At 70.2% G+C, this 19,577-nt stretch carries 16 protein-coding genes; 11 read left to right on the top strand and 5 right to left on the bottom strand.

Annotated elements, in window-relative coordinates; translation table 11 throughout:
- Positions 1-218 precede the first annotated feature (218 nt).
- The 3 genes from D581_RS0116440 to D581_RS0116430 form a co-directional block, all read right to left on the bottom strand.
- Positions 219-1,184: a DUF4429 domain-containing protein gene (locus D581_RS0116440; protein WP_018958313.1), complete on the bottom strand. Its 966-nt coding sequence runs from the start codon at positions 1,182-1,184 to the stop codon at positions 219-221.
- 86 nt (positions 1,185-1,270) lie between these two features.
- Positions 1,271-2,479 carry an alpha/beta hydrolase gene (locus D581_RS0116435; RefSeq protein WP_018958312.1) on the bottom strand — a complete coding sequence of 403 codons (1,209 nt, stop codon included), beginning with the start codon at positions 2,477-2,479 and terminating at the stop codon, positions 1,271-1,273.
- A gap of 118 nt (positions 2,480-2,597) precedes the next feature.
- A complete protein-coding gene (locus tag D581_RS0116430) occupies positions 2,598-3,251 on the bottom strand; it encodes a TetR family transcriptional regulator (protein ID WP_018958311.1) in 654 nt (217 codons plus the stop codon).
- Between the two features lie 250 nt (positions 3,252-3,501).
- On the opposite strand from D581_RS0116430, the gene D581_RS0116425 reads away from it, so the two are divergent.
- Together D581_RS0116425 and D581_RS0116420 are read left to right on the top strand one after the other, a co-directional pair.
- Complete coding sequence (locus D581_RS0116425) at positions 3,502-4,998, top strand: MFS transporter (protein WP_469220331.1); 1,497 nt, start codon at positions 3,502-3,504, stop codon at positions 4,996-4,998.
- Positions 4,999-5,212: 214 nt separating this feature from the next.
- A complete protein-coding gene (locus D581_RS0116420) occupies positions 5,213-5,605 on the top strand; it encodes a peptidase inhibitor family I36 protein (protein WP_018958309.1) in 393 nt (130 codons plus the stop codon).
- 74 nt (positions 5,606-5,679) lie between these two features.
- On the opposite strand, the gene aceE is transcribed toward D581_RS0116420, so the two are convergent.
- Positions 5,680-8,412 carry a pyruvate dehydrogenase (acetyl-transferring), homodimeric type gene (aceE, locus tag D581_RS0116415; RefSeq protein WP_018958308.1) on the bottom strand — a complete coding sequence of 911 codons (2,733 nt, stop codon included), beginning with the start codon at positions 8,410-8,412 and terminating at the stop codon, positions 5,680-5,682.
- Positions 8,413-8,909: 497 nt separating this feature from the next.
- Here aceE and D581_RS0116410 point away from each other — a divergent pair, with 497 nt between their 5' ends.
- The 6 genes from D581_RS0116410 to D581_RS0116385 all read left to right on the top strand — a co-directional run bounded on the left by D581_RS0116410 (position 8,910) and on the right by D581_RS0116385 (position 13,634).
- Complete coding sequence (locus tag D581_RS0116410) at positions 8,910-9,347, top strand: DUF3052 domain-containing protein (RefSeq protein ID WP_003969400.1); 438 nt, start codon at positions 8,910-8,912, stop codon at positions 9,345-9,347.
- Positions 9,348-9,546: 199 nt separating this feature from the next.
- Positions 9,547-10,005, top strand: coding sequence for a peroxiredoxin (locus D581_RS0116405; protein WP_003969401.1), 459 nt, complete (start codon positions 9,547-9,549; stop codon positions 10,003-10,005).
- A 138-nt stretch (positions 10,006-10,143) separates the two neighbouring features.
- Positions 10,144-10,719: a TerD family protein gene (locus D581_RS0116400; RefSeq protein ID WP_003969402.1), complete on the top strand. Its 576-nt coding sequence runs from the start codon at positions 10,144-10,146 to the stop codon at positions 10,717-10,719.
- 191 nt (positions 10,720-10,910) lie between these two features.
- Positions 10,911-11,486 carry a TerD family protein gene (locus D581_RS0116395; protein ID WP_018958307.1) on the top strand — a complete coding sequence of 192 codons (576 nt, stop codon included), beginning with the start codon at positions 10,911-10,913 and terminating at the stop codon, positions 11,484-11,486.
- A gap of 132 nt (positions 11,487-11,618) precedes the next feature.
- The gene (locus D581_RS0116390) at positions 11,619-12,770 is read left to right on the top strand and encodes a DUF475 domain-containing protein (protein ID WP_018958306.1); all 1,152 of its coding nucleotides are present in this window, start codon (positions 11,619-11,621) and stop codon (positions 12,768-12,770) included.
- A 129-nt stretch (positions 12,771-12,899) separates the two neighbouring features.
- Positions 12,900-13,634 (top strand): TerD family protein, encoded by a 735-nt coding sequence (locus D581_RS0116385; protein ID WP_018958305.1) that lies wholly within the window; start codon positions 12,900-12,902, stop codon positions 13,632-13,634.
- A gap of 146 nt (positions 13,635-13,780) precedes the next feature.
- Here D581_RS0116385 and D581_RS0116380 read toward each other — a convergent pair whose 3' ends face one another.
- Positions 13,781-14,668, bottom strand: a complete 888-nt coding sequence (locus tag D581_RS0116380; RefSeq protein ID WP_018958304.1) for a TerD family protein — start codon at positions 14,666-14,668, stop codon at positions 13,781-13,783.
- A gap of 220 nt (positions 14,669-14,888) precedes the next feature.
- Here D581_RS0116380 and D581_RS0116375 point away from each other — a divergent pair, with 220 nt between their 5' ends.
- From D581_RS0116375 to D581_RS0116365, 3 genes are read left to right on the top strand one after another with little or no spacing between them, the layout of a single operon-like run.
- Positions 14,889-16,127 (top strand): HpcH/HpaI aldolase/citrate lyase family protein, encoded by a 1,239-nt coding sequence (locus D581_RS0116375; RefSeq protein ID WP_018958303.1) that lies wholly within the window; start codon positions 14,889-14,891, stop codon positions 16,125-16,127.
- Positions 16,128-16,137: 10 nt separating this feature from the next.
- The gene (locus D581_RS0116370) at positions 16,138-18,684 is read left to right on the top strand and encodes a phosphoribosyltransferase (protein WP_018958302.1); all 2,547 of its coding nucleotides are present in this window, start codon (positions 16,138-16,140) and stop codon (positions 18,682-18,684) included.
- The gene (locus D581_RS0116365; RefSeq protein ID WP_032752752.1) at positions 18,681-19,556 is read left to right on the top strand and encodes an HAD family hydrolase; all 876 of its coding nucleotides are present in this window, start codon (positions 18,681-18,683) and stop codon (positions 19,554-19,556) included. The genes D581_RS0116370 and D581_RS0116365 overlap by 4 nt, the downstream gene beginning before the upstream one ends.
- Positions 19,557-19,577: the final 21 nt, after the last annotated feature.

The raw sequence follows: 19,577 nt of genomic DNA, 5'->3' as shown, positions 1-19,577 counted from the left end.
AGGCAGGCCCGGGGGCGCGGGGCGTCATACCGGGGTCGCGATCCTCGGCGGGTCCGCCTCATACCCCGGTACGGGGCCCCCTCCCGGCGCGTCAGGAGGCGCGTGTCCCCTGCCCGGCGCGGGCCCGGGGAACGGATGTCTCCCGGGGCGGGGCCCGGGGAGACGGGCCCCGCCCGGCGCGGGCCACGGGCCCATGCCCGGCGGGGGCCGGCGCGGGGTCACAGCTCGGCGAGCAGCTGGGCCTTCTTCGCGCTGTACTCGGCGTCCGTCACCAGTCCGGCCTGATGCAGCTCGCCGAGGTGATGTATCCGCTCGGCGATGTCCGCCGGATCGCGCCGCCCGGCGTTCACCAGGACCGGGGTGGAGGCGGCGGGCGCGGGCTGGGTCCGGCGTACGGATTCCAGGACGGCGGCGGCGAAGGGCAGCGACTCGTGCACCGGCCCGTAGCCCAGGCCGAACAGCACGGCCGCCGGATCCTTGTCCGCGGTGGCGACCGGAGGCTCGGCGGACCCGCCCGTGGGCGCCCCGCCGTCCGGGCACCCGCTGCCGCCGGGGCCGTGCAGATCGCCCAGGCTGCCGCCGGCGCGGTGGTCGACCGGGGCCGCCGCGCGGGGCACCAGACGCAGATAGCCGTCCAGCGCCTCGGGGGAGCGCCACACGATTCCAGCCAGTTCGCTCACCCGGAAGGTCTGGTCGCCGGCCTTCCACTTGGCGCTGGAGGCCCCGGTCCAGGACCACCGGAAGGAGATCCGCTCGCCGTCGAAGCTGGCCCGGCCGTCGTACGCCTTGAAGTGCATCGGTGCCTCGGGCGCCGCCACCAGGAACCGGTCGGCGCTCTCGCCGGACGCCGGGTCCAGCAGGGCCCGCAGCTCGTCCGCGTAGTACTCGGCGAGCACCTCCCGCTCCGCCGGAAGCACCAGGCGATAGGGGTCGCACCCCTCCTTGAGCTGCCCGGAGGCAGCCTCCACCAGAGGATCGGCACCCGCTCTCGGCACGGCACGCAGAACCACCGTGCCCCGCTTGCCGGGGGTCAGCGTCACCGACGACAGGGCCGCATACGGGATGCGGCGTTCCCGCAGGCTCTGGAAGAGCTTCGGTGTGCGGATGCCCCGTTCGAAGCGGATGAGCACGGAGTCGGTGTCGAACTCCCAGGTGGCATGAATTCCGGCCAGCACATCACCCATGTGCCTCATCGTATGCGGCACAGTCGCCCGCGTCCCCCCTCGGAGCAAGTCCCAATTAATCCGCCCGACACCGACCTCTACGCGCGTCAGCTGCCCCGCCCACCGGAAATACCGCTGTGGCACGTGCTGTCGGCACGCGCGCAGCTGACCGATCCGTACGCTCCGACGCCGATCGCGGCGAAGTTGTCCAGGCTCTCGGTGCCCGGTTCGAAGTAACCGCTGTGCCCGGCGGCGCCGGCCGCCGAGACGATCCGCGCGCCGAAGGCCGGGTCCACCGGGTCGGCCCCGTGACCGATCCCGCCGAACTCCAGATGGGGGACGTCCCCGATCCAGTCGTCCCCGTCCCGCGTCGCCCAGATCCGGGCGCCGGTCCCCAGCTGCCCGGCGTTGGCGGCCCGCATGCCGGGGCTGCCCGCCACCGCGATGTCGGCCACCCGGTCATGGGCCCGGTGCGCGGCCACCCCGCACACCACGGAGCCGTAGCTGTGGCAGAACAGCGAGACCTTCGAGGCGCCGGGCAGCGCCCCGACCATCGCGTTCAGCCGGATCGCGCCGTTCGCCGCGAGCCCGCCCAGCGCCGCGTCCATGCCGAGGCCGGCCGGGGCGGTGTAGTCGGCCCACGCGATGACGGCCGTGCGCGTGCCCGGGGAGGCCGAGCGCTCCGCCTTGTACAGGGACCTGGCCATGCCGACGGGGGCCCGGTACGCGCGAGTGCTGCGCTCCAGGGTCAGCAGATGGGTGTCGACGCCCGGAACGACGACGGAGACCCGGGCGGCCCGGTCGAGATTCCCGAACACCTCGGCCGCCCGGCCCTTCCCGGAGGGATCGAACGCCAGGATCTGGCGCTGACCCGCGAGCATCGACCGGAACCGGCCGAGACGGGCCTTCGCCTCACCGCGCCCGTCCGGCGAGAGCTTCTCGTCGCGGGCCCGTGTCCTCTCCACGGCCACGGCCTGTCTGAGGGCCACCCGGTTGGCGTGGTAGCGCAGGGTGACCGGAGCGCCGTTCAGATTCCCCACCACCGACGGGTGCTTGCCCGCGAGGGCGATCCGCTGTCCCGAGGTGAGGGTGGCGAAGAAGTGGGCCAGCCGGTAGGCGGGAGCGTCGGCGTCCGGCAGCGAGCGGCCCGCTATCCGGTCCCTCGCCCAGGAGGCGAGCGCGAGCTCACGCTCCCCGCGGGAGTGCTGATCGCGGACGGCGCTCCAGCCCGTCGTCGCCAGCATCACGAACACCACCGCCACGGCGAGCAGAGCGCGCCATGCGGCCAACGTGGGTGAGGTGTCGAAGGAAGTCACTGCGCCACACCCTAGGAGACGCGTGCCGACCCCCGTGATGCGGGTGAGGTACATCACCCGTCCGCGAAGGATTCATCACGGATTTCTCACACAGGGTCACCACCGCCCCGTGGCCCCGCTACTTCCGACGCCAGTCCCGGGCGAGGGCCGGGGCGAGCTGGTCGAGGTACTCCTCGGTCAGGTCGCGCAGTGCCTCCACGCTCGGGTCGAGCCCCCGCCCCCACAGCTGACCGGTCACCCGCATCACCCCGGAGAACGCGGCGACGGCCACCCGCGGCCGGGGGTCCCGTTCCACGTCGAGCCCCTCGCGTTCCGCGATCAGCAGGGCGATCTGGTTCTCCAGGGCGACCCCGCGCCGCATGTGGGCGGCGAGCAGGGTGGGGGTCGACTCGATCATCTGGTAGGTCCGCATATGGAGATCGACACTGACGACCTCCTCGATCGCCTCGCCGATGCTGCTCCACGCGCACAGCACGGCCCGGCGCATGGCCTCGAAGGGGGCTTCGTCCGCGGGGCGGCGGCGCAGCTCCTCGATGAAGCGGGACTCGACCATCTCCTGCACGGCGAAGGTGGCGTCCTCCTTGCTCGCGAAGTAGCGGAAGAAGGTGCGCTGGGAGACCTCCACGGCGTCGACGATCTCGTCGACGGTGGTTCGTTCGTATCCCTGGGTGGTGAACAGGTCGAGGGAGGCGCGTACCAGGGCGTCCCGGGTGCGCTGCTTCTTGCGTTCACGCAGTCCGGCTCGGGGCTCGACTGTCTGCCCGTCGGTCACGTACCGGTTCCTCTTTTCCCGTGTTTGTCCAGCTCAGCATACCTGTGCGCTACGTGTGAGCTACGTGACAGTTACTGTCTTGTGAATTGGTTTGTCAACTGTCAGTGGCTGTCACTAGTCTCGCCGTATGACTAGTCAGACCACCGTCGAGAAGGCGCCGCGGGAGCCGGAAGACAACGCAGTACCCGCCCCGGTCAAGGGGCTTCGCGGCCACCCCTGGCTGACCCTCTTCGCCGTCGCCCTCGGCGTGATGATGGTCGCCCTCGACGGCACCATCGTCGCCATCGCGAACCCCGCGATCCAGAAGGACCTCGGCGCCTCGCTCGCCGACGTCCAGTGGATCACCAACGGCTACCTCCTGGCGCTCGCCGTCGCCCTGATCACCGCGGGCAAGCTGGGCGACCGCTTCGGCCACCGTCAGACCTTCCTGATCGGTATCGCGGGATTCGCGATCTCCTCCGCCGCGATCGGTTTCTCCCAGGAGATCGTCCTGGTCGTCCTCTTCCGTGTGCTCCAGGGCCTCTTCGGCGCCCTGCTGATGCCGGCCGCACTCGGCCTGCTGCGCGCGACCTTCCCCGCCGAGAAGCTGAACATGGCGATCGGCATCTGGGGCATGGTCATCGGCGCGTCCACCGCGGGCGGCCCGATCGTCGGCGGTCTGCTCGTCGAGCACGTCAGCTGGCAGTCGGTCTTCTTCATCAACGTGCCGGTCGGCATCATCGCGCTCGTCTTCGGCCTGGTGATCCTCAAGGACCACCGTGCCGCCAACGCGCCGCGCTCCTTCGACGTCCTCGGCATCGTGCTGCTCTCCGGTGCGATGTTCTCCCTCATCTGGGGCATCATCAAGGCCGGTGAGTCCTGGGGCTGGGGTGACGGCCGCACCTGGGCGTGGCTCGGCCTCGCGATCCTGCTCTTCCTGGCCTTCGGCCTCTGGGAGACCAAGGTCAAGGAACCGCTCGTTCCGCTGGGGATGTTCCGTTCCATCCCGTTGACGGCCGGTGTCGTCCTCATGATGCTGATGGCCTTCGCCTTCATGGGCGGCCTCTTCTTCGTGACGTTCTTCCTCCAGGGCGTCCACGGCCTCAGCCCGGTCGACAGCGGTCTGCACCTGCTGCCGCTGACCGCCATGATGATCGTCTCCTCGCCGGTCGCCGGCCTGCTGATCACCAAGTTCGGCCCCCGCGTCCCGCTGGTGGGCGGCATGGTCTGCACGGCCACCGCGATGTTCGGCATGACCACGCTCACCGACTCCACCGGCACCTTCGCGATGTCGCTCTGGTTCGCCCTGCTCGGCTGCGGGCTCGCCCCGGTCATGGTCGGCGCGACCGAGGTCATCGTCGGCAACGCGCCCATGGAGCTGTCCGGCGTGGCCGGCGGTCTCCAGCAGGCCGCCATGCAGGTCGGCGGCGCGCTCGGCACCGCCGTCCTCGGAGCGGTCATGTCCTCCAAGGTCAGCTCCGAGTTCGCGGACAACTGGGCGGGCGCGGGTCTGCCCGGGGCACCCGACCCGAAGCTGGAGGAGGCCGCCGAGTTCGGCATAGTGCCGACCGAGGCGCTCGCCCAGGCTCCCAACATGACGCCGGACGTCATCGACACCATCGGCGGCGTCATCCACGACACGTTCATGTCCGGCATGGGCCTGGCCTTCACGGTCGCGGGCATCGTCGCCGTGATCGCCGCCTTCGTCGCCACCCTCACCAAGCGCGGCGAGAACGCCGAGGCGGGGGCCGGAGTCGGCCACATCTGACGGCCGAAGCGGCATCTGATACCCGAAGCGGCATCTGACGCCCGAAGCGGCGCAGATCGTCAACACAGCGCAGGCCGGAGCCCCGCCGAATCCTTTCGGCGGGGCTCTCGCCTATCAGGGTGGCGCCCCCCGGCCGCCCTTCCGCACACCACGCCCGGTGACACAGAGTGAGCGGCGGAAGCGAACACCGACCAACCACGGGGGTTGATCCATCATGCGTACGACCGTCCTCGCGGCGGCCGCCCTGGCCGTCACCGCACTCGTTCCCCAGGCCCTGGCCCACGACCGGGCGGCGGCAGCCCCCGAGCGGTCCCCGGGCGTCGCCCTCGGAGCCTGTGAGGCGGGCAGGCTCTGCCTCTGGAAGAAGCCCGACTTCACCGGGGCCCGCCGCACCTTCGAGCTCTCCGGCGTGGACATCGAGAGCTGCGTCCCGCTGCCGAAGGGCGGCGACGCCCAGTCCCTCGCCAACCGCACCGGGCGGCCCGTCACCACCTACCAGTCCGCCGAGTGCGCCGAGACGGGGGAGTTCGAGACGTACCCCGGCGGCGGCACCTGGACGCCCCGGTCCCCGTACCAGGTACGGGCCTTCAAGATCTGGGAGAACTGAGCCCGGACACGCGGGAGGGGCGGTGGCGCCTGGAAACCGCCCTCGGCGCCACCGCCCCTCCCGACCGTCCCTGCCTACGCGTCGCCGCCCGCCGCGCCCGGATCGGCCGCGGCCACGTCCAGGAGCTCGTAGCGGTCCACAGCCGTCTTCAGGGCCGACCGGTCGACCTTGCCCTCCTTGGCCAGCTCGGTGAGGACCGCCAGCACGATCGACTGCGCGTCGATGTGGAAGAACCGGCGGGCCGCACCCCGGGTGTCCGCGAAGCCGAAGCCGTCCGCGCCCAGCGACTGGTAGGCGCCCGGCACCCAGCGCGCGATCTGGTCCGGAACCGAACGCATCCAGTCCGAGACCGCCACGAACGGGCCCTGGGCCGCTTCGAGCTTCCTCGTCACGTACGGGACGCGCTGCTCCTCCTCCGGGTGCAGGAGGTTGTAGCGCTCGACGTCCACCGCCTCGCGGCGCAGCTCGTTCCAGGAGGTCGCCGACCAGACGTCCGCCTTGACGTTCCACTCGTCCGCGAGGATCTTCTGCGCCTCCAGGGCCCAGGGGACCGCCACACCGGACGCCATGATCTGGGCCGGGATCTCGCCCTTCTCGCCGGTGGAGAAGCGGTGGATGCCCTTGAGGATGCCCTCGACGTCCACGTCCTCCGGCTCGGCCGGGTGCTGGATCGGCTCGTTGTAGACGGTGAGGTAGTAGAAGACGTCCTCGTCCGCCTCGCCGTACATCCGGCGCAGCCCGTCCTTCATGATGTGCGCGATCTCGAACCCGTACGCCGGGTCGTACGCGACACAGCCCGGGTTCGTCGAGGCCAGCAGCTGCGAGTGGCCGTCCGCGTGCTGGAGCCCCTCACCGGTCAGCGTCGTCCGGCCGGCGGTCGCGCCCAGCACGAAGCCGCGCGCGAGCTGGTCGGCCATCTGCCAGAACTGGTCGCCGGTGCGCTGGAACCCGAACATCGAGTAGAAGACGTACACCGGGATGAGCGGCTCGCCGTGCGTGGCGTACGCCGAACCGGCCGCGATCAGCGAGGCCGTGCAGCCCGCCTCGGAGATGCCGTCGTGCAGCATCTGACCCGTCGGGGACTCCTTGTACGCGAGCAGCAGATCGCGGTCGACCGCCTCGTACTGCTGGCCGAGCGGGTTGTAGATCTTCGCACTCGGGAAGAACGCGTCCATGCCGAAGGTGCGGTACTCATCGGGAGCGATCAGCACGAAACGCTTGCCGATCTCCTTGTCCCGCATGAGGTCCTTCAGGACGCGGACGAACGCCATGGTGGTGGCGATCGACTGCGTACCCGAACCCTTCTTCGCAGCCGCGTACGTCTTGTCCTCCGGCTGCGGAAGCGGCTTCGCACGCACCACACGGGTCGGGACGTAACCGCCCAGACCCTGGCGGCGGTCGTGCATGTACTGGATCTCCTCCGAGTCGCGACCCGGGTGGTAGTAGGGCGGGTAACCCTCGTCCAGCTGCTTGTCCGTGATCGGGATGTGCAGCCGGTCCCGGAAGCGCTTGAGGTCCTCGACCGTGAGCTTCTTCATCTGGTGGGTCGCGTTGCGGCCCTCGAAGTTCGGCCCCAGCGTCCAGCCCTTGACCGTCTGCGCCAGGATCACCGTCGGCTGGCCCTTGTGCGCCTTGGCCGCCGCGTAGGCCGCGTAGACCTTGCGGTGGTCGTGGCCGCCGCGGCCCAGGTGCAGGATCTGCTGGTCGGTCATGTCCTTGACCATGTCCCGCAGCCGCGGGTCGTCGCCGAAGAAGTGCTCGCGGATGTACTCACCGGTCTCGGTGGCGTACGTCTGGAACTGGCCGTCCGGCGTGGTGTTCAGCCTGTTGACCAGGATGCCCGTGCGGTCCTGCGCCAGCAGCGGGTCCCAGGAACGGTCCCAGACCAGCTTGATGACGTTCCAGCCGGCGCCCCGGAACTGCGACTCCAGCTCCTGGATGATCTTCCCGTTGCCACGCACCGGGCCGTCGAGCCGCTGGAGGTTGCAGTTGACCACGAAGGTCAGGTTGTCCAGGCCCTCACGGGCCGCGATGGACAGCTGGCCCAGGGACTCCGGCTCGTCCATCTCGCCGTCGCCCAGATAGGCCCACACGTGCGACTTGGAGGTGTCGGCGATGCCGCGCGCCTCCATGTAGCGGTTCATCCGCGCCTGGTAGATCGCGCCGAGCGGGCCGAGGCCCATCGAGACGGTCGGGAACTCCCAGAAGTCCGGCATCAGCCGCGGGTGCGGATAGCTGGACAGCCCGTTCGGGGCCTTCGACTTCTCCTGGCGGAACGCGTCGAGCTGCGCCTCGCTCAGCCGGTCCAGCAGGAACGCGCGGGCGTAGATCCCCGGGGACGCGTGTCCCTGGAAGAAGATCTGGTCGCCGCCGTCGCCCTGGTCCTTGCCCCGGAAGAAGTGGTTGAAGCCCACGTCGTAAAGCGAGGCGGAGGAGGCGAACGTGGCGATGTGGCCGCCCACGCCGATCCCGGGACGCTGGGCCCGCGAGACCATCACCGCGGCGTTCCAGCGGGTCGCGTTGAGGATCTTGCGTTCGATCTCCTCGTCGCCGGGGAAGAACGGCTCGTCCTTCGTGGCGATCGTGTTCACGTAGTCCGTGCTGCGCATCTCCGGCACGGCGACGCGCTTCTCCCGCGCGCGCTCGATGAGCCGGAGCATCAGATAGCGGGCCCGCTCACGGCCGCGCTCGTCGACGGCGGCGTCGAGGGAGTCGAGCCATTCCCGGGTCTCCTCAGGATCAAAATCCGGGACCTGGCTCGGAAGGCCGCCAATGATGATCGGGTTGCGATCGGATCCGGAAGCCACACTGTTCCTTCGCTGTTCGGTGGTGCTCGACGGGGCCTGCTCCGGGGAACAAGCCCTCGGGGACAACTCTGGGTGCGCCGTCTCCATGGTGCTACCGCGAGGGCCCGAACGTCATCTCTACCGTGGGGTAACCCCGAGGTTCCGAAACGCGTCCACGGGGCACGCGTGTGGGCAGTACGCGGCTGGGTACGGGCAAACCGCAACCTTACGCCCAAGGCGTCCAAGTGTTCCCAAAGGCTGTTCGACTCCGATTAGCGGATCGAAACCGCATAAGCTGAGGAAGGACGTAAACGGATGGAGTGACCCGGGGGAGACCCCGGGAAGCCGCCGGAGAGACATGCCTGAACTTGCGGCGACGTGGCAGGGAACGTCACCGTATAGGCGGTCTCGCACGCTGGGTACTTGCGCGATTCGCCGAGCCCGTGTGGACTACGGCCAATGCCCCGCGCACGCGCGTGGCTGCAGCATTTTCCGAAGACATGATCAGGAGGCAACCCGTGAGCGCGACCGCGGACCACGCGGAGGAGCGAACCAACCCGGCAGCACGCCTGGGGTTCGAGCCCGGACAAGTGGTCCAGGAGATCGGCTACGACGACGACGTCGAGCTGGAGCTCCGTGAGGGCATTGAGGCCACTACCGGCCAGGAACTCGTCGACGAGGAGTACGACGACGTCGCAGACGTCGTCCTGCTCTGGTTCCGCGACGAGGACGGCGACCTTACGGACGCGCTGGTGGATGCCATTGGTCTGATCGAGGACGGCGGCACGGTCTGGCTGATGACGCCGAAGACCGGCCGTGACGGATACGTCGAACCGAGCGACATCAATGAGGCTGCCCAGACAGCCGGTCTCGCCCAGACCAAGAGCATCAGCGCGGGCAAGGACTGGACGGGCAGCCGTCTGGTCACCCCCAAGGGGGCCAAGGCCAAGCGCTGAACCACGTATCGCACCATCCGGGGCCCCCACGGGCGCACGCCGCGCCTGTGGGGGCCTTCGTGCGTCCGCAAGGGCGCGGCCCCCTCCAGAACCGGCCCACGGCCCCTCCGGGACCGGCACGGGGCGCCTGCGTAGGGTGGGTGTCACCCGGACGGACCCGGCCCGGGATGCGGAGAAGCGGCGAAGGGATACGTGTTCCATGACGATCGAGGTCGGCAGTCAGGCCCCGGACTTCCAGCTCAAGGACAACCACGGCCGGACCGTGCGGCTGTCGGAGTTCCGCGGTGAGAAGAACGTGGTGCTGGTGTTCTACCCGTTCGCCTTCACCGGCGTCTGCACCGGCGAGCTGTGCGCGCTCCGCGACGAGCTGCCCCGCTTCGAGAATGAGGGCACCCAGCTTCTCGCCGTCTCCAACGACTCCATCCACACCCTGCGCGTCTTCGCCGAGCAGGAAGGCCTGGAGTACCCGCTGCTGTCCGACTTCTGGCCGCACGGGGAGACCTCGCGGGCGTACGGCGTCTTCGACGAGGACAAGGGCTGCGCGGTGCGCGGCACCTTCGTCATCGACAAGGCGGGCGTCGTCCGCTGGAGCGTCGTGAACGGCCTCCCGGACGCCCGTGACCTGAACGACTACGTCAAGGCGCTCGAAGCGCTCTGAGACGATCTCCTGGCGACGCCTGGTCAAAAGCCTGTTTTGGCCGGGAACCGGTCACTAGGATCCACTCGTTGATCCGATGCCAATGAACGACGGGGAAGACGGCGTCCGCCGGCCCCTGAGAAAACTACTGGAGGACTCGTGGGAGTCAGCCTCAGCAAGGGCGGCAACGTCTCGCTGACCAAGGCCGCGCCCAACCTGACCGCGGTCATCGTCGGTCTGGGCTGGGACGCCCGCACCACCACCGGCGGTGACTTCGACCTCGACGCCAGCGCGCTGCTGGCGAACGCCGAGGGCAAGGTCGCCGCCGACGGCAATTTCGTCTTCTTCAACAACCTGAAGAGCCCCGACGGCTCCGTCGAGCACACCGGTGACAACCTCACCGGTGAGGGCGAGGGCGACGACGAGGTCATCAAGGTGAACCTGGCCGGTGTGCCGGCCGACGTGGACAAGATCGTCTTCCCGGTCTCGATCTACGAGGCCGAGAGCCGCCAGCAGAGCTTCGGCCAGGTCCGCAACGCGTACATCCGCGTGGTCAACCAGGCCGACAACACCGAGCTCGCCCGCTACGACCTGAGCGAGGACGCCTCGACGGAGACCGCCATGGTCTTCGGCGAGCTCTACCGCAACGGCGCCGAGTGGAAGTTCCGCGCCATCGGCCAGGGGTACGCCTCCGGCCTGCGCGGCATCGCCCAGGACTTCGGCGTCAACGTCTGACGTCGCTGGGCCCCAGGTCCTGTTCTCGGACTCCCGTCGTCGCCCGGAGGGGGCGGGCGGGAGTCCGACGACAGGGCCAGAGGGGTGGCCGGCCCGATGCGCCGGACGCCCCCCGACCGGGCGCTTTCGACGCCCGGCCCCGGGCGTCGAAAGCGCCCGGCAGCGTTTTACACGACTCGGGGAGGACACACATGGGCGTCACGCTCGCCAAGGGAGGCAATGTCTCCCTCTCCAAGGTCGCACCCAACCTCACCCAGGTGCTGGTCGGGCTCGGCTGGGACGCACGCTCCACCACAGGAGCCGCCTTCGACCTCGACGCCAGCGCCCTGCTGTGCCAGTCGGGCCGCGTGCTCGGTGACGAGTGGTTCATCTTCTACAACAACCTCACGAGCCCCGAGGGCTCCGTCGAGCACACCGGTGACAACCTCACCGGGGAGGGCGACGGCGACGACGAGTCCGTCATCGTCCGCCTCGACCAGGTTCCCGCCCACTGCGACAAGATCGTCTTCCCGGTCTCGATCCATGACGCGGACAACCGGGGCCAGGCGTTCGGCCAGGTCAGCAACGCTTTCATCCGTGTGGTCAACCAGGCCGACGGCCAGGAACTGGCCCGCTACGACCTCAGCGAGGACGCCTCGACGGAGACCGCGATGATCTTCGGCGAGCTCTACCGGTACAACGGCGAGTGGAAGTTCCGTGCAGTCGGCCAGGGGTACGCGTCCGGCCTGCGCGGCATCGCTCTAGACTTCGGCGTCAACGTTTCATAACCCCGCGCTCGGGCCTTTCGTTTGGATCATGCCGGACCCCGCGAACCCGGCATGATCCAAACGAGAGGCCCCAGGCGCCGGGGGACCCCGCCGCACCGGGGGAGACCCTTTACCAACACGATGAGGTAGCCAGTGGTTCTGAAAACCTTCGGCTGGTCGTTCGCGGTCACCGCGCTCGGCCTGGTCGCAGCGATCTTCTACGGGGGGTGGCAGGCATTCGGCATCGTCGCGATCCTGTCCGTCCTGGAGATTTCGCTGTCCTTCGACAACGCGGTGATCAACGCCGGAATCCTGAAGAAGATGAATGCCTTCTGGCAGAAGATCTTCCTCACCATCGGCATCCTCATCGCCGTCTTCGGAATGCGGCTGGTGTTCCCCGTCGTGATCGTGGCCGTGAGCGCCCAGCTCGGGCCGATCGAGGCCATCGACCTGTCCTTCAACGACCCGGACAGGTACAAGGAACTGGTCACGGACGCCCATCCGTCGATCGCCGCCTTCGGTGGCATGTTCCTGTTGATGATCTTCCTCGACTTCATCTTCGACGAGGACCGTGACATCCACTGGCTGCGCTGGATCGAGCGCCCGCTCGCCAAGCTCGGCAAGGTCGACATGCTGTCGGTCTGCGTCGCGCTGATCATCCTGCTCATCACCGCCATGACCTTCGCGACCCAGGCCCACCAGCACGGTGGCGGGCACGTCGACAAGGCGGCCACCGTGATGCTCTCCGGCATCGGCGGTCTGATCACCTACCTCGTCGTCGGCGGGCTCTCCGGATTCTTCGAGGGCAAGCTGGAAGAGGAGGAGGAGCGCGAGCACGAGGCCGAGGAAGAGGCCAAGAAGAAGGGCAAGCCCGTCACCGGGGTCGCCCTCGCCGGAAAGGCCGCGTTCTTCCTCTTCCTCTACCTGGAAGTCCTGGACGCCTCGTTCTCCTTCGACGGCGTCATCGGCGCCTTCGCCATCACCAACGAGATCGTGCTGATGGCCCTCGGCCTCGGCATCGGCGCCATGTACGTCCGTTCGCTCACCGTCTACCTGGTGCGCGAGGGAACGCTCGACGACTACGTCTACCTGGAGCACGGCGCGCACTACGCGATCGGCGCGCTCTCGATCATCCTGCTGATCACCATCCAGCACCAGATCAACGAGTTCATCACCGGCTCGGTCGGCGTGATCCTGATCGCCCTCTCCTTCTGGTCCTCGGTCAGGCGCAACCGCGCCCTCGCCGCGGAATCCGATGGCGGCGGCGGCTCGGCAAGCAAGTCCGAAGTGTCCTCCGGGGTGTGACCCGGTAAGGATTGAGGAACGCTCTCTGCGGGGCGGCCCACACGGCGACGGCTCTCCGGGATCTCCCGGACCCGGCCCGGTGGCCGCCCCGCAGCGATGTCCGGGGCGCGCGAACAGGTGGGGGTTGGTATGGGATTCTTCGACGGCCTGTGGCCGGGGCGCGCGGCGCAGTTCGACTCGGGCAACTCGACGTCGAGCGCGATCGTGCTGTCCAAACGCAACGCGACGATCTCGCTCAACAAGCAGGGCGCCCTGTCGGGCAACCTCCGGGTCAACCTGTCCTGGCGGATGCGGACCTCGGACATCGAGGGCCGGTCGCGCCAGAGCGGCATGCTGCGGCACCCCCTCCAGCTCTTCAAGCCCGAGGTGGTCCAGGCGCACACCCAAGGCGTCGTCAACGTCGACCTGGACCTCGGCTGCATGTACGAGCTGATGGACGGCACCAAGGGAGTGGTGCAGCCGCTGGGCAGCCTGATCGGCGACCTCAACGGCCCGCCCTACGTCCGGCTCAGCGGCGACGACCGGTTCGGAGCGCCCTCGGGGGAGACGGTCTACGTCAACCTCGACCAGCGCGACCAGATCAAGCGGCTGCTGTTCTTCGTCTACATCTACGACCGGACGCCCGCGTTCGACCGGACGCACGCCAAGGTCACGCTCTACCCGGGCAACGGCCCGCGCATCGAGATCGAGCTGGACGAGCGCGCACCGCAGGCCCGCTCCTGTGCGGTGTTCACCGTGGAGAACATCAAGGACGAGCTGATCGTGCGGCGCGAAGTGAAGTTCGTGTACGGCTTCCAGTCGGAGCTGGACCGGCTGTACGGCTACGGCATGCAATGGGGACGCGGCTACAAGACCCGGACCTGAGCCCGGGCAGCCGTGCGGTCCTGAGGACGTACGCGGGAATCAGGACGTACGGCGGGAACGGGGCGTACGCGGGAACCAGCACGTGCGGCGGGAACGGGGCGTACGCGGGAAACCGCGCGTACGCGCGGGAACCGGACCGGGGCGGCTCAGGACCGGACGAACTGCGGACCTTGTGGAGGCAGCGCGAAATGGGGGTCGGGCGCGTGCGCGGCGGCTGCCGCGGGCTGCGGATAGCCGTACGCGGGCGGCTCGGCGGCAGGCTGCGGATAGCCGTACGCCGGCTGATGGGTCACGGCGGCGGCAGCGGGGTGCGCGACCGGCGGCGGATAGCCGTAGGAGGGCTGCTGGTGCTGGACCGTGGCCTGGGAGTCCGGCCCGGGACCGGGCGGCACGGCCGGCAGCGGGGGCACAGCGGCCGGGAGAGGCCCCGGTGCCACCGGAGCGACCGGGTCCTGCGCCCCGTTCACCGCCTGGGCCCCGTTCGCGGCCTCCGACTCGTCCACCGAGATGCCGAAGGCGGTGGCCAGGCCGATCAGGCCGGTGGGATACCCCTGGCCGACCGCGCGGAACTTCCACCCCTCGCCGCGGCGGTACAGCTCGCCGCAGATGATCGCCGTCTCCTCCCCGGTCTCCGGCCGGACATCGAACACCGCCAGTGGCTCGCCCTCGGCGAACGCGGCGTCGAAGAGGAGTATCCGCAGGTCCAGGACCTGCTCGAAGGCGGCCCCGTCGGAGGAGGCCGCGATGACCACCTGGTCCACCGACGCGTCGAGCGCCCCGAGGTCCGCCTCGACCGTGTCCGTCAGCCCTTCCGGGACACTGCGCTTCGGCAGCCGCCGGACCAGGCCGGAGGGGTGCCGGGGCTGGTTGTAGAAGACGAAGTCCTCATCGGACCGCACCCGGCCGGACGCACCGAGGAGCAGGGCGGAGGCGTCCACGTCGGGAACCCCGGCGCCCGGGGTCCAGCGCAGCACGGCCCGGACGGCCGCGGCATCGACGGGGACGTTCGAGCCCTTCAGCATCGTGTGCGTCATACGGTCATCCTGCCTGCTGGGGGCCCGTGCGGACAACGCGGGGGGCGGCACGACCGTGCCCGTTCGCGGTGTGGGCAAGGCGTGAAGATACCGCGACGGGAGGCTGGACAAGGGGCGGGTAACCGGAAATTCATGTACATGGGGAACTGTTGACACCCGTCCGTACGTACTATTACCGGCCATACATTGTTCGGCCGGTCAGGCAGTTCGGGGGAAAATCATGCGTCACTTCGGGCACATATCGCCCACTGCCCGCGAGGGTCTGTTCTTCAGGGAGCCCTGCACGTTCACCGCGGACTCCCCGGCACGGATGCTCTCCGTCGCCCTGGGAGCCACGCTCTACTCCCCGGCGACCCGGCTGTCGCTCGCCGACGACGTGTTCAAGCAGGCCGCGCGCGGCGTCGTCTCCATGGTGCTGTGCCTGGAGGACTCCATCGACGATGCCGAGGTCACCGGCGCCGAAGCCAATCTGATCAGGCAGTTCGCCGAGCTGGCCGCCCGCGACGCGGCAGCGGGGACCCAGGCCGCGGCTTCGGGGACCGCCCCGCGGGACCCCCGCGAGGCCGCGGACGTCGTGGCCGCCGATGTACCGCTGCTCTTCATCCGGGTACGGGAACCGGCTCAGATCACCGACCTGGTGCGGCGCCTCGGCGACTCGGTCCGGATGTTGTCCGGTTTCGTACTTCCCAAATTCACCGAAGAGCGGGGGCGGCAGTTCCTGGAGGCGCTCGACGAGGCCGAGTCGGAGTGCGGACGACGGCTCTTCGCGATGCCGGTCCTCGAATCCCCCGAGTTGCTCCATCTGGAGACACGCGGCGAAATCCTCCAGGGCATCGCCCGCAGCGTCGAGAAGCACCGGGACCGGGTGCTCGCCCTGCGGCTCGGCGTCACCGACTTCTGCTCGGCCTACGGACTGCGCCGCGCGCCCGACATGACGGCGTACGACGTCCATATCGTCGCCTCCGTGATCGCCGACGTGGTCAACGTGCTCGGCCGGGCCGACGGCACCGGCTTCACGATCACCGGACCGGTCTGGGAGTACTTCCGCCGCCAGGAGCGCATGTTCAAGCCCCAGCTGCGCCGCAGCCCCTTCCTGGAGGGCCGGGCCGAGGAACTGCGCACGGCCCTCATCGAGCACGACCTCGACGGACTGCTCCGCGAGATCGAGCTCGACCGTGCCAACGGCCTGCTCGGCAAGACCTGTATCCACCCCTCGCACGTGGCGCCGGTCCACGCGCTGTCCGTGGTCAGCCACGAGGAGTACACCGACGCCCAGGACATCCTGAGCCCGGAGCGCGAGGGCGGCGGGGTGCTGCGCTCGGCGTACACGAACAAGATGAACGAAGTGAAGCCCCACCGGGCCTGGGCCGAGCGCACGCTCCAGCGGGCCGAGGTCTTCGGGGTGGCGAGGGAAGACGTCGGCTTCGTGGACCTGCTGGCCGCCGGACTGACGAACTGAGCGCGCGTCGATGAGCGAGCGCGTGACGAGAGAAGAGACCGTGGACGTGGTGTGGTCGGGCAGCTGGGTGGCTCAGCGGCTGGGAGTCGCCCTCGAAGGCGACGGAGAACTCCGGGAACTGCTGGGCCTGGCCCTGCGCCGCAACCCCAAGCGGGCGCATCTGCTGGTGTCCAACGTGCTGGGCAAGCATGTGCCCCAGCGGCCCTCCGTCGTCCACGGGGCCGGGTTCGAGCTGGGTGAACGGGTACGGGCGCTGCTCGGCGCCCAGGAGGCCCGCCGCGCGGTGGTCCTCGGGTACGCGGAGACGGCCACCGGCCTCGGCCACGCCGTCGCGGACGGCCTGCGGGACGCCCCGTACCTGCACTCCACCCGCCGCCCGGTGGCGGGCGTCGAGCAGGCGGGCGGCTTCGAGGAAGCCCACTCGCACGCCACCTCGCACCTGCTGCTGCCGGAGGACCGCGACCTGCTGGCGAGCGGCGGGAGGGGGGCCGACGCCTCCGTGCTGGTGCTGGTCGACGACGAGTTCTCCACCGGCAACACGGTCCTGAACACCATCCGCGCGCTGCACGCCCTGCACCCGCGCGAGCGGTACGTCATCGTCGCCCTGGTCGACATGCGCTCGGCCGGCGACCGTGACCGGCTGACCGCCTTCGCCGCCGAGATCGGCGCCCGCGTCGACCTGGTGACGCGCAGCACCGGAACGGTCGCCCTGCCGGACGGCGTGCTGGAACGCGGCCAGGCCCTGGTCACGGCCCAGGAAGCGGAACAGGCGGACCGGGCGGCACGGGGCGGGCGGGCGGAGGACCCCGCAGGGGCCGCCGGAGGTGCGGACACCGCCCCCGTCACCCGCGTCGACCTCGACTGGCCGGCCGCCGTGCCCGACGGAGGACGGCACGGCTTCACCCCCGCCCACCGGACGGCGCTGGAAGCGGCGCTCCCGGGCATGGCGGACCGGATCGCGGCCACCCTGGGCGACCACGACGGCCCCCGCCCCCGCCGGATCCTGGTGCTCGGCTTCGAGGAGCTGATGTACGCCCCGCTGCGCCTCGGCACCGCCCTCGAAGCCGCGCTGGGAACCGACGCCGAGGTCCGCTACTCCACCACCACCCGCTCACCCGTCCTGGCCGTCGACGACCCCGGCTACGCGATACGCACCCGCCTCGTCTTCCCCGCCCACGACGACCCGGCCGACGGACCCGGCGACCGGTACGCGTACAACGTGGCGGGCGCCGGCTTCGACGCGGTGGTCGCTGTCGTCGACTCCATCGCCGACACCCCCGAACTGCACGCCCCCGAGGGGCTGTTGTCCCGGCTCGCCGAGCACACCGGCCGCGTACTCCTCGCGGTCGTCCCCTCGTACACCCCTGTACCCGTCCCCCACCGGCAGGAGCCCGCCGTGCTGCCCGAGCCCCTCCGAGGCCCCGACTTCTCCAGTTACGCGCCGGACGACGTCGGCTGGCTGCTCCAGGACCTCTCGGGCACCGAACTGGAAGCGCCCACGGAGGAGCGCGAGGAGGCGATCCAGAGCGGCGGCGCGCACTACGCGGAGTCGCTGCCCGTCGAGTACCAGCCGAGCGCCGCCTACCAGGCCCTGTTCACCGCCGCCCTGGAGACCTCCGCCGCGCGCATCGCCCGCGCGGTCGGCACCGTCACCGAGACGGTCCTCGCCGAACGCGGCCCCCGCCCCGTGCTCGTCTCGCTCGCCCGCGCCGGAACCCCGGTCGGCGTGCTGATGCGCCGCTGGGCCCAGCACCGGCACGGCCTGGACCTGCCGCACTACGCCATCTCCATCGTCCGGGGCCGCGGCATCGACGCCACCGCCCTGCGCTGGCTGGCCGCCCATCACGACCAGGCCGACGTGGTGTTCGTCGACGGCTGGACCGGGAAGGGCGCGATCACCCGCGAACTGGCCGCGGCCATCACCGAGTTCGAGACCACGGGCGGACCCGCCGGCTTCGACCCGGAGATCGCGGTGCTCGCCGACCCGGGCGGCTGCGTGCGGACGTACGGCACCCGCGAGGACTTCCTCATCCCCTCGGCCTGCCTCAACTCCACGGTGTCCGGCCTCATCTCCCGTACGGTGCTCCGCGCCGACCTGGTCGGCCCCGACGACTTCCACGGCGGGAAGTTCTACCGGGAACTGGCGGACTCCGACGTCTCGGGACTCTTCCTCGACACGATCGCCGCCCGCTTCGACGAGGTGGCGGGCCGGGTCGAGGCCGAGGCCAAGGAACTCCTCGCCGCCGACCGCGCCCCGACCTGGGAAGGCTGGGCGGCCGTCGAGCGGATCAGCGAGGAGTACGGCATCCACGACGTCAACCTGGTCAAGCCCGGCGTCGGCGAGACCACCAGAGTCCTGCTCCGCCGAGTCCCCTGGAAGATCCTCGCGAAGCGCGGCGCCGGCGCGGACCTGGAGCACATCCGGCTGCTCGCCGAGCAGCGCGGCGTCCCGGTCGAGGAGGTCGACGACCTCCCGTACAGCTGTGTCGGTCTGATCCACCCCCGGTTCACGCGCGGCGCGACGGGCGCGGACGGCAAGGCGGTGCAGGGCGCATGAGCGCGACTTCGCAGGCCACCCCGGTGGCGACGACTTCACCGGCCGTCCCGGTGGCGGCGACTTCACCGGTCACCCTGGTGGCGAGCGACCTCGACCGCACGCTGATCTACTCGGCGGCCTCGCTCGACCTGTCGATGCCGGACGCGGAGGCCCCCCGCCTGCTGTGCGTGGAGGTGTACGGCCACAAGCCCCTCTCGTACCTGACCGAGACGGCCGCCGCCCTCCTCACCGAGGTGGCGACCTCCACCGTCTTCGTCCCGACGACCACCCGCACCCGTGAGCAGTACGGGCGCATCCACCTCCCCGGCCCCGCCCCCCGGTACGCGATCTGCGCCAACGGCGGCCACATCCTGGTCGACGGCGTCTCCGACCGCGACTGGCGGCAGCGGGTCGAGGCCCGCATCACGGAGGAGTGCGCCCCGCTCACCGAGATCCGCGCCCACCTCGCCACCTCCGCCGACCCGGCCTGGCTCCTGAAGGAACGGGTCGCCGAGAACCTCTTCGCCTACCTCGTCGTCGAACGCTCGCTGCTGCCCGAAGAATGGGTGAAGGAACTGGCCGCCTGGGCCGGGCCGCTCGGCTGGACGGTCTCCCTCCAGGGCCGCAAGATCTACGCGGTCCCGGCACCGCTCACCAAGAGCGCCGCCATGCACGAGGTCGCCCGCCGCACCGGCGCCACGCGCACCCTCGCCGCCGGGGACTCCCTCCTCGACGCGGACCTGCTGCTCGCCGCCGACCTCGGCTGGCGCCCCGGCCACGGCGAACTGGCCGACGAGGGCTGGCGGGCCCCGCACGTGGTGGCCCTGGAGGAGCGGGGAGGGGCGGCGGGCGAGGAGATCCTGCGCCGGTTCCTGGCGGCTGCGGCCGGCTGAGTCGATATCCCCTGCGGGCGG

It is taken from the genome of Streptomyces sp. CNB091 (assembly GCF_000377965.1).
This window is presented reverse-complemented; position numbering and strand designations above follow the sequence as displayed.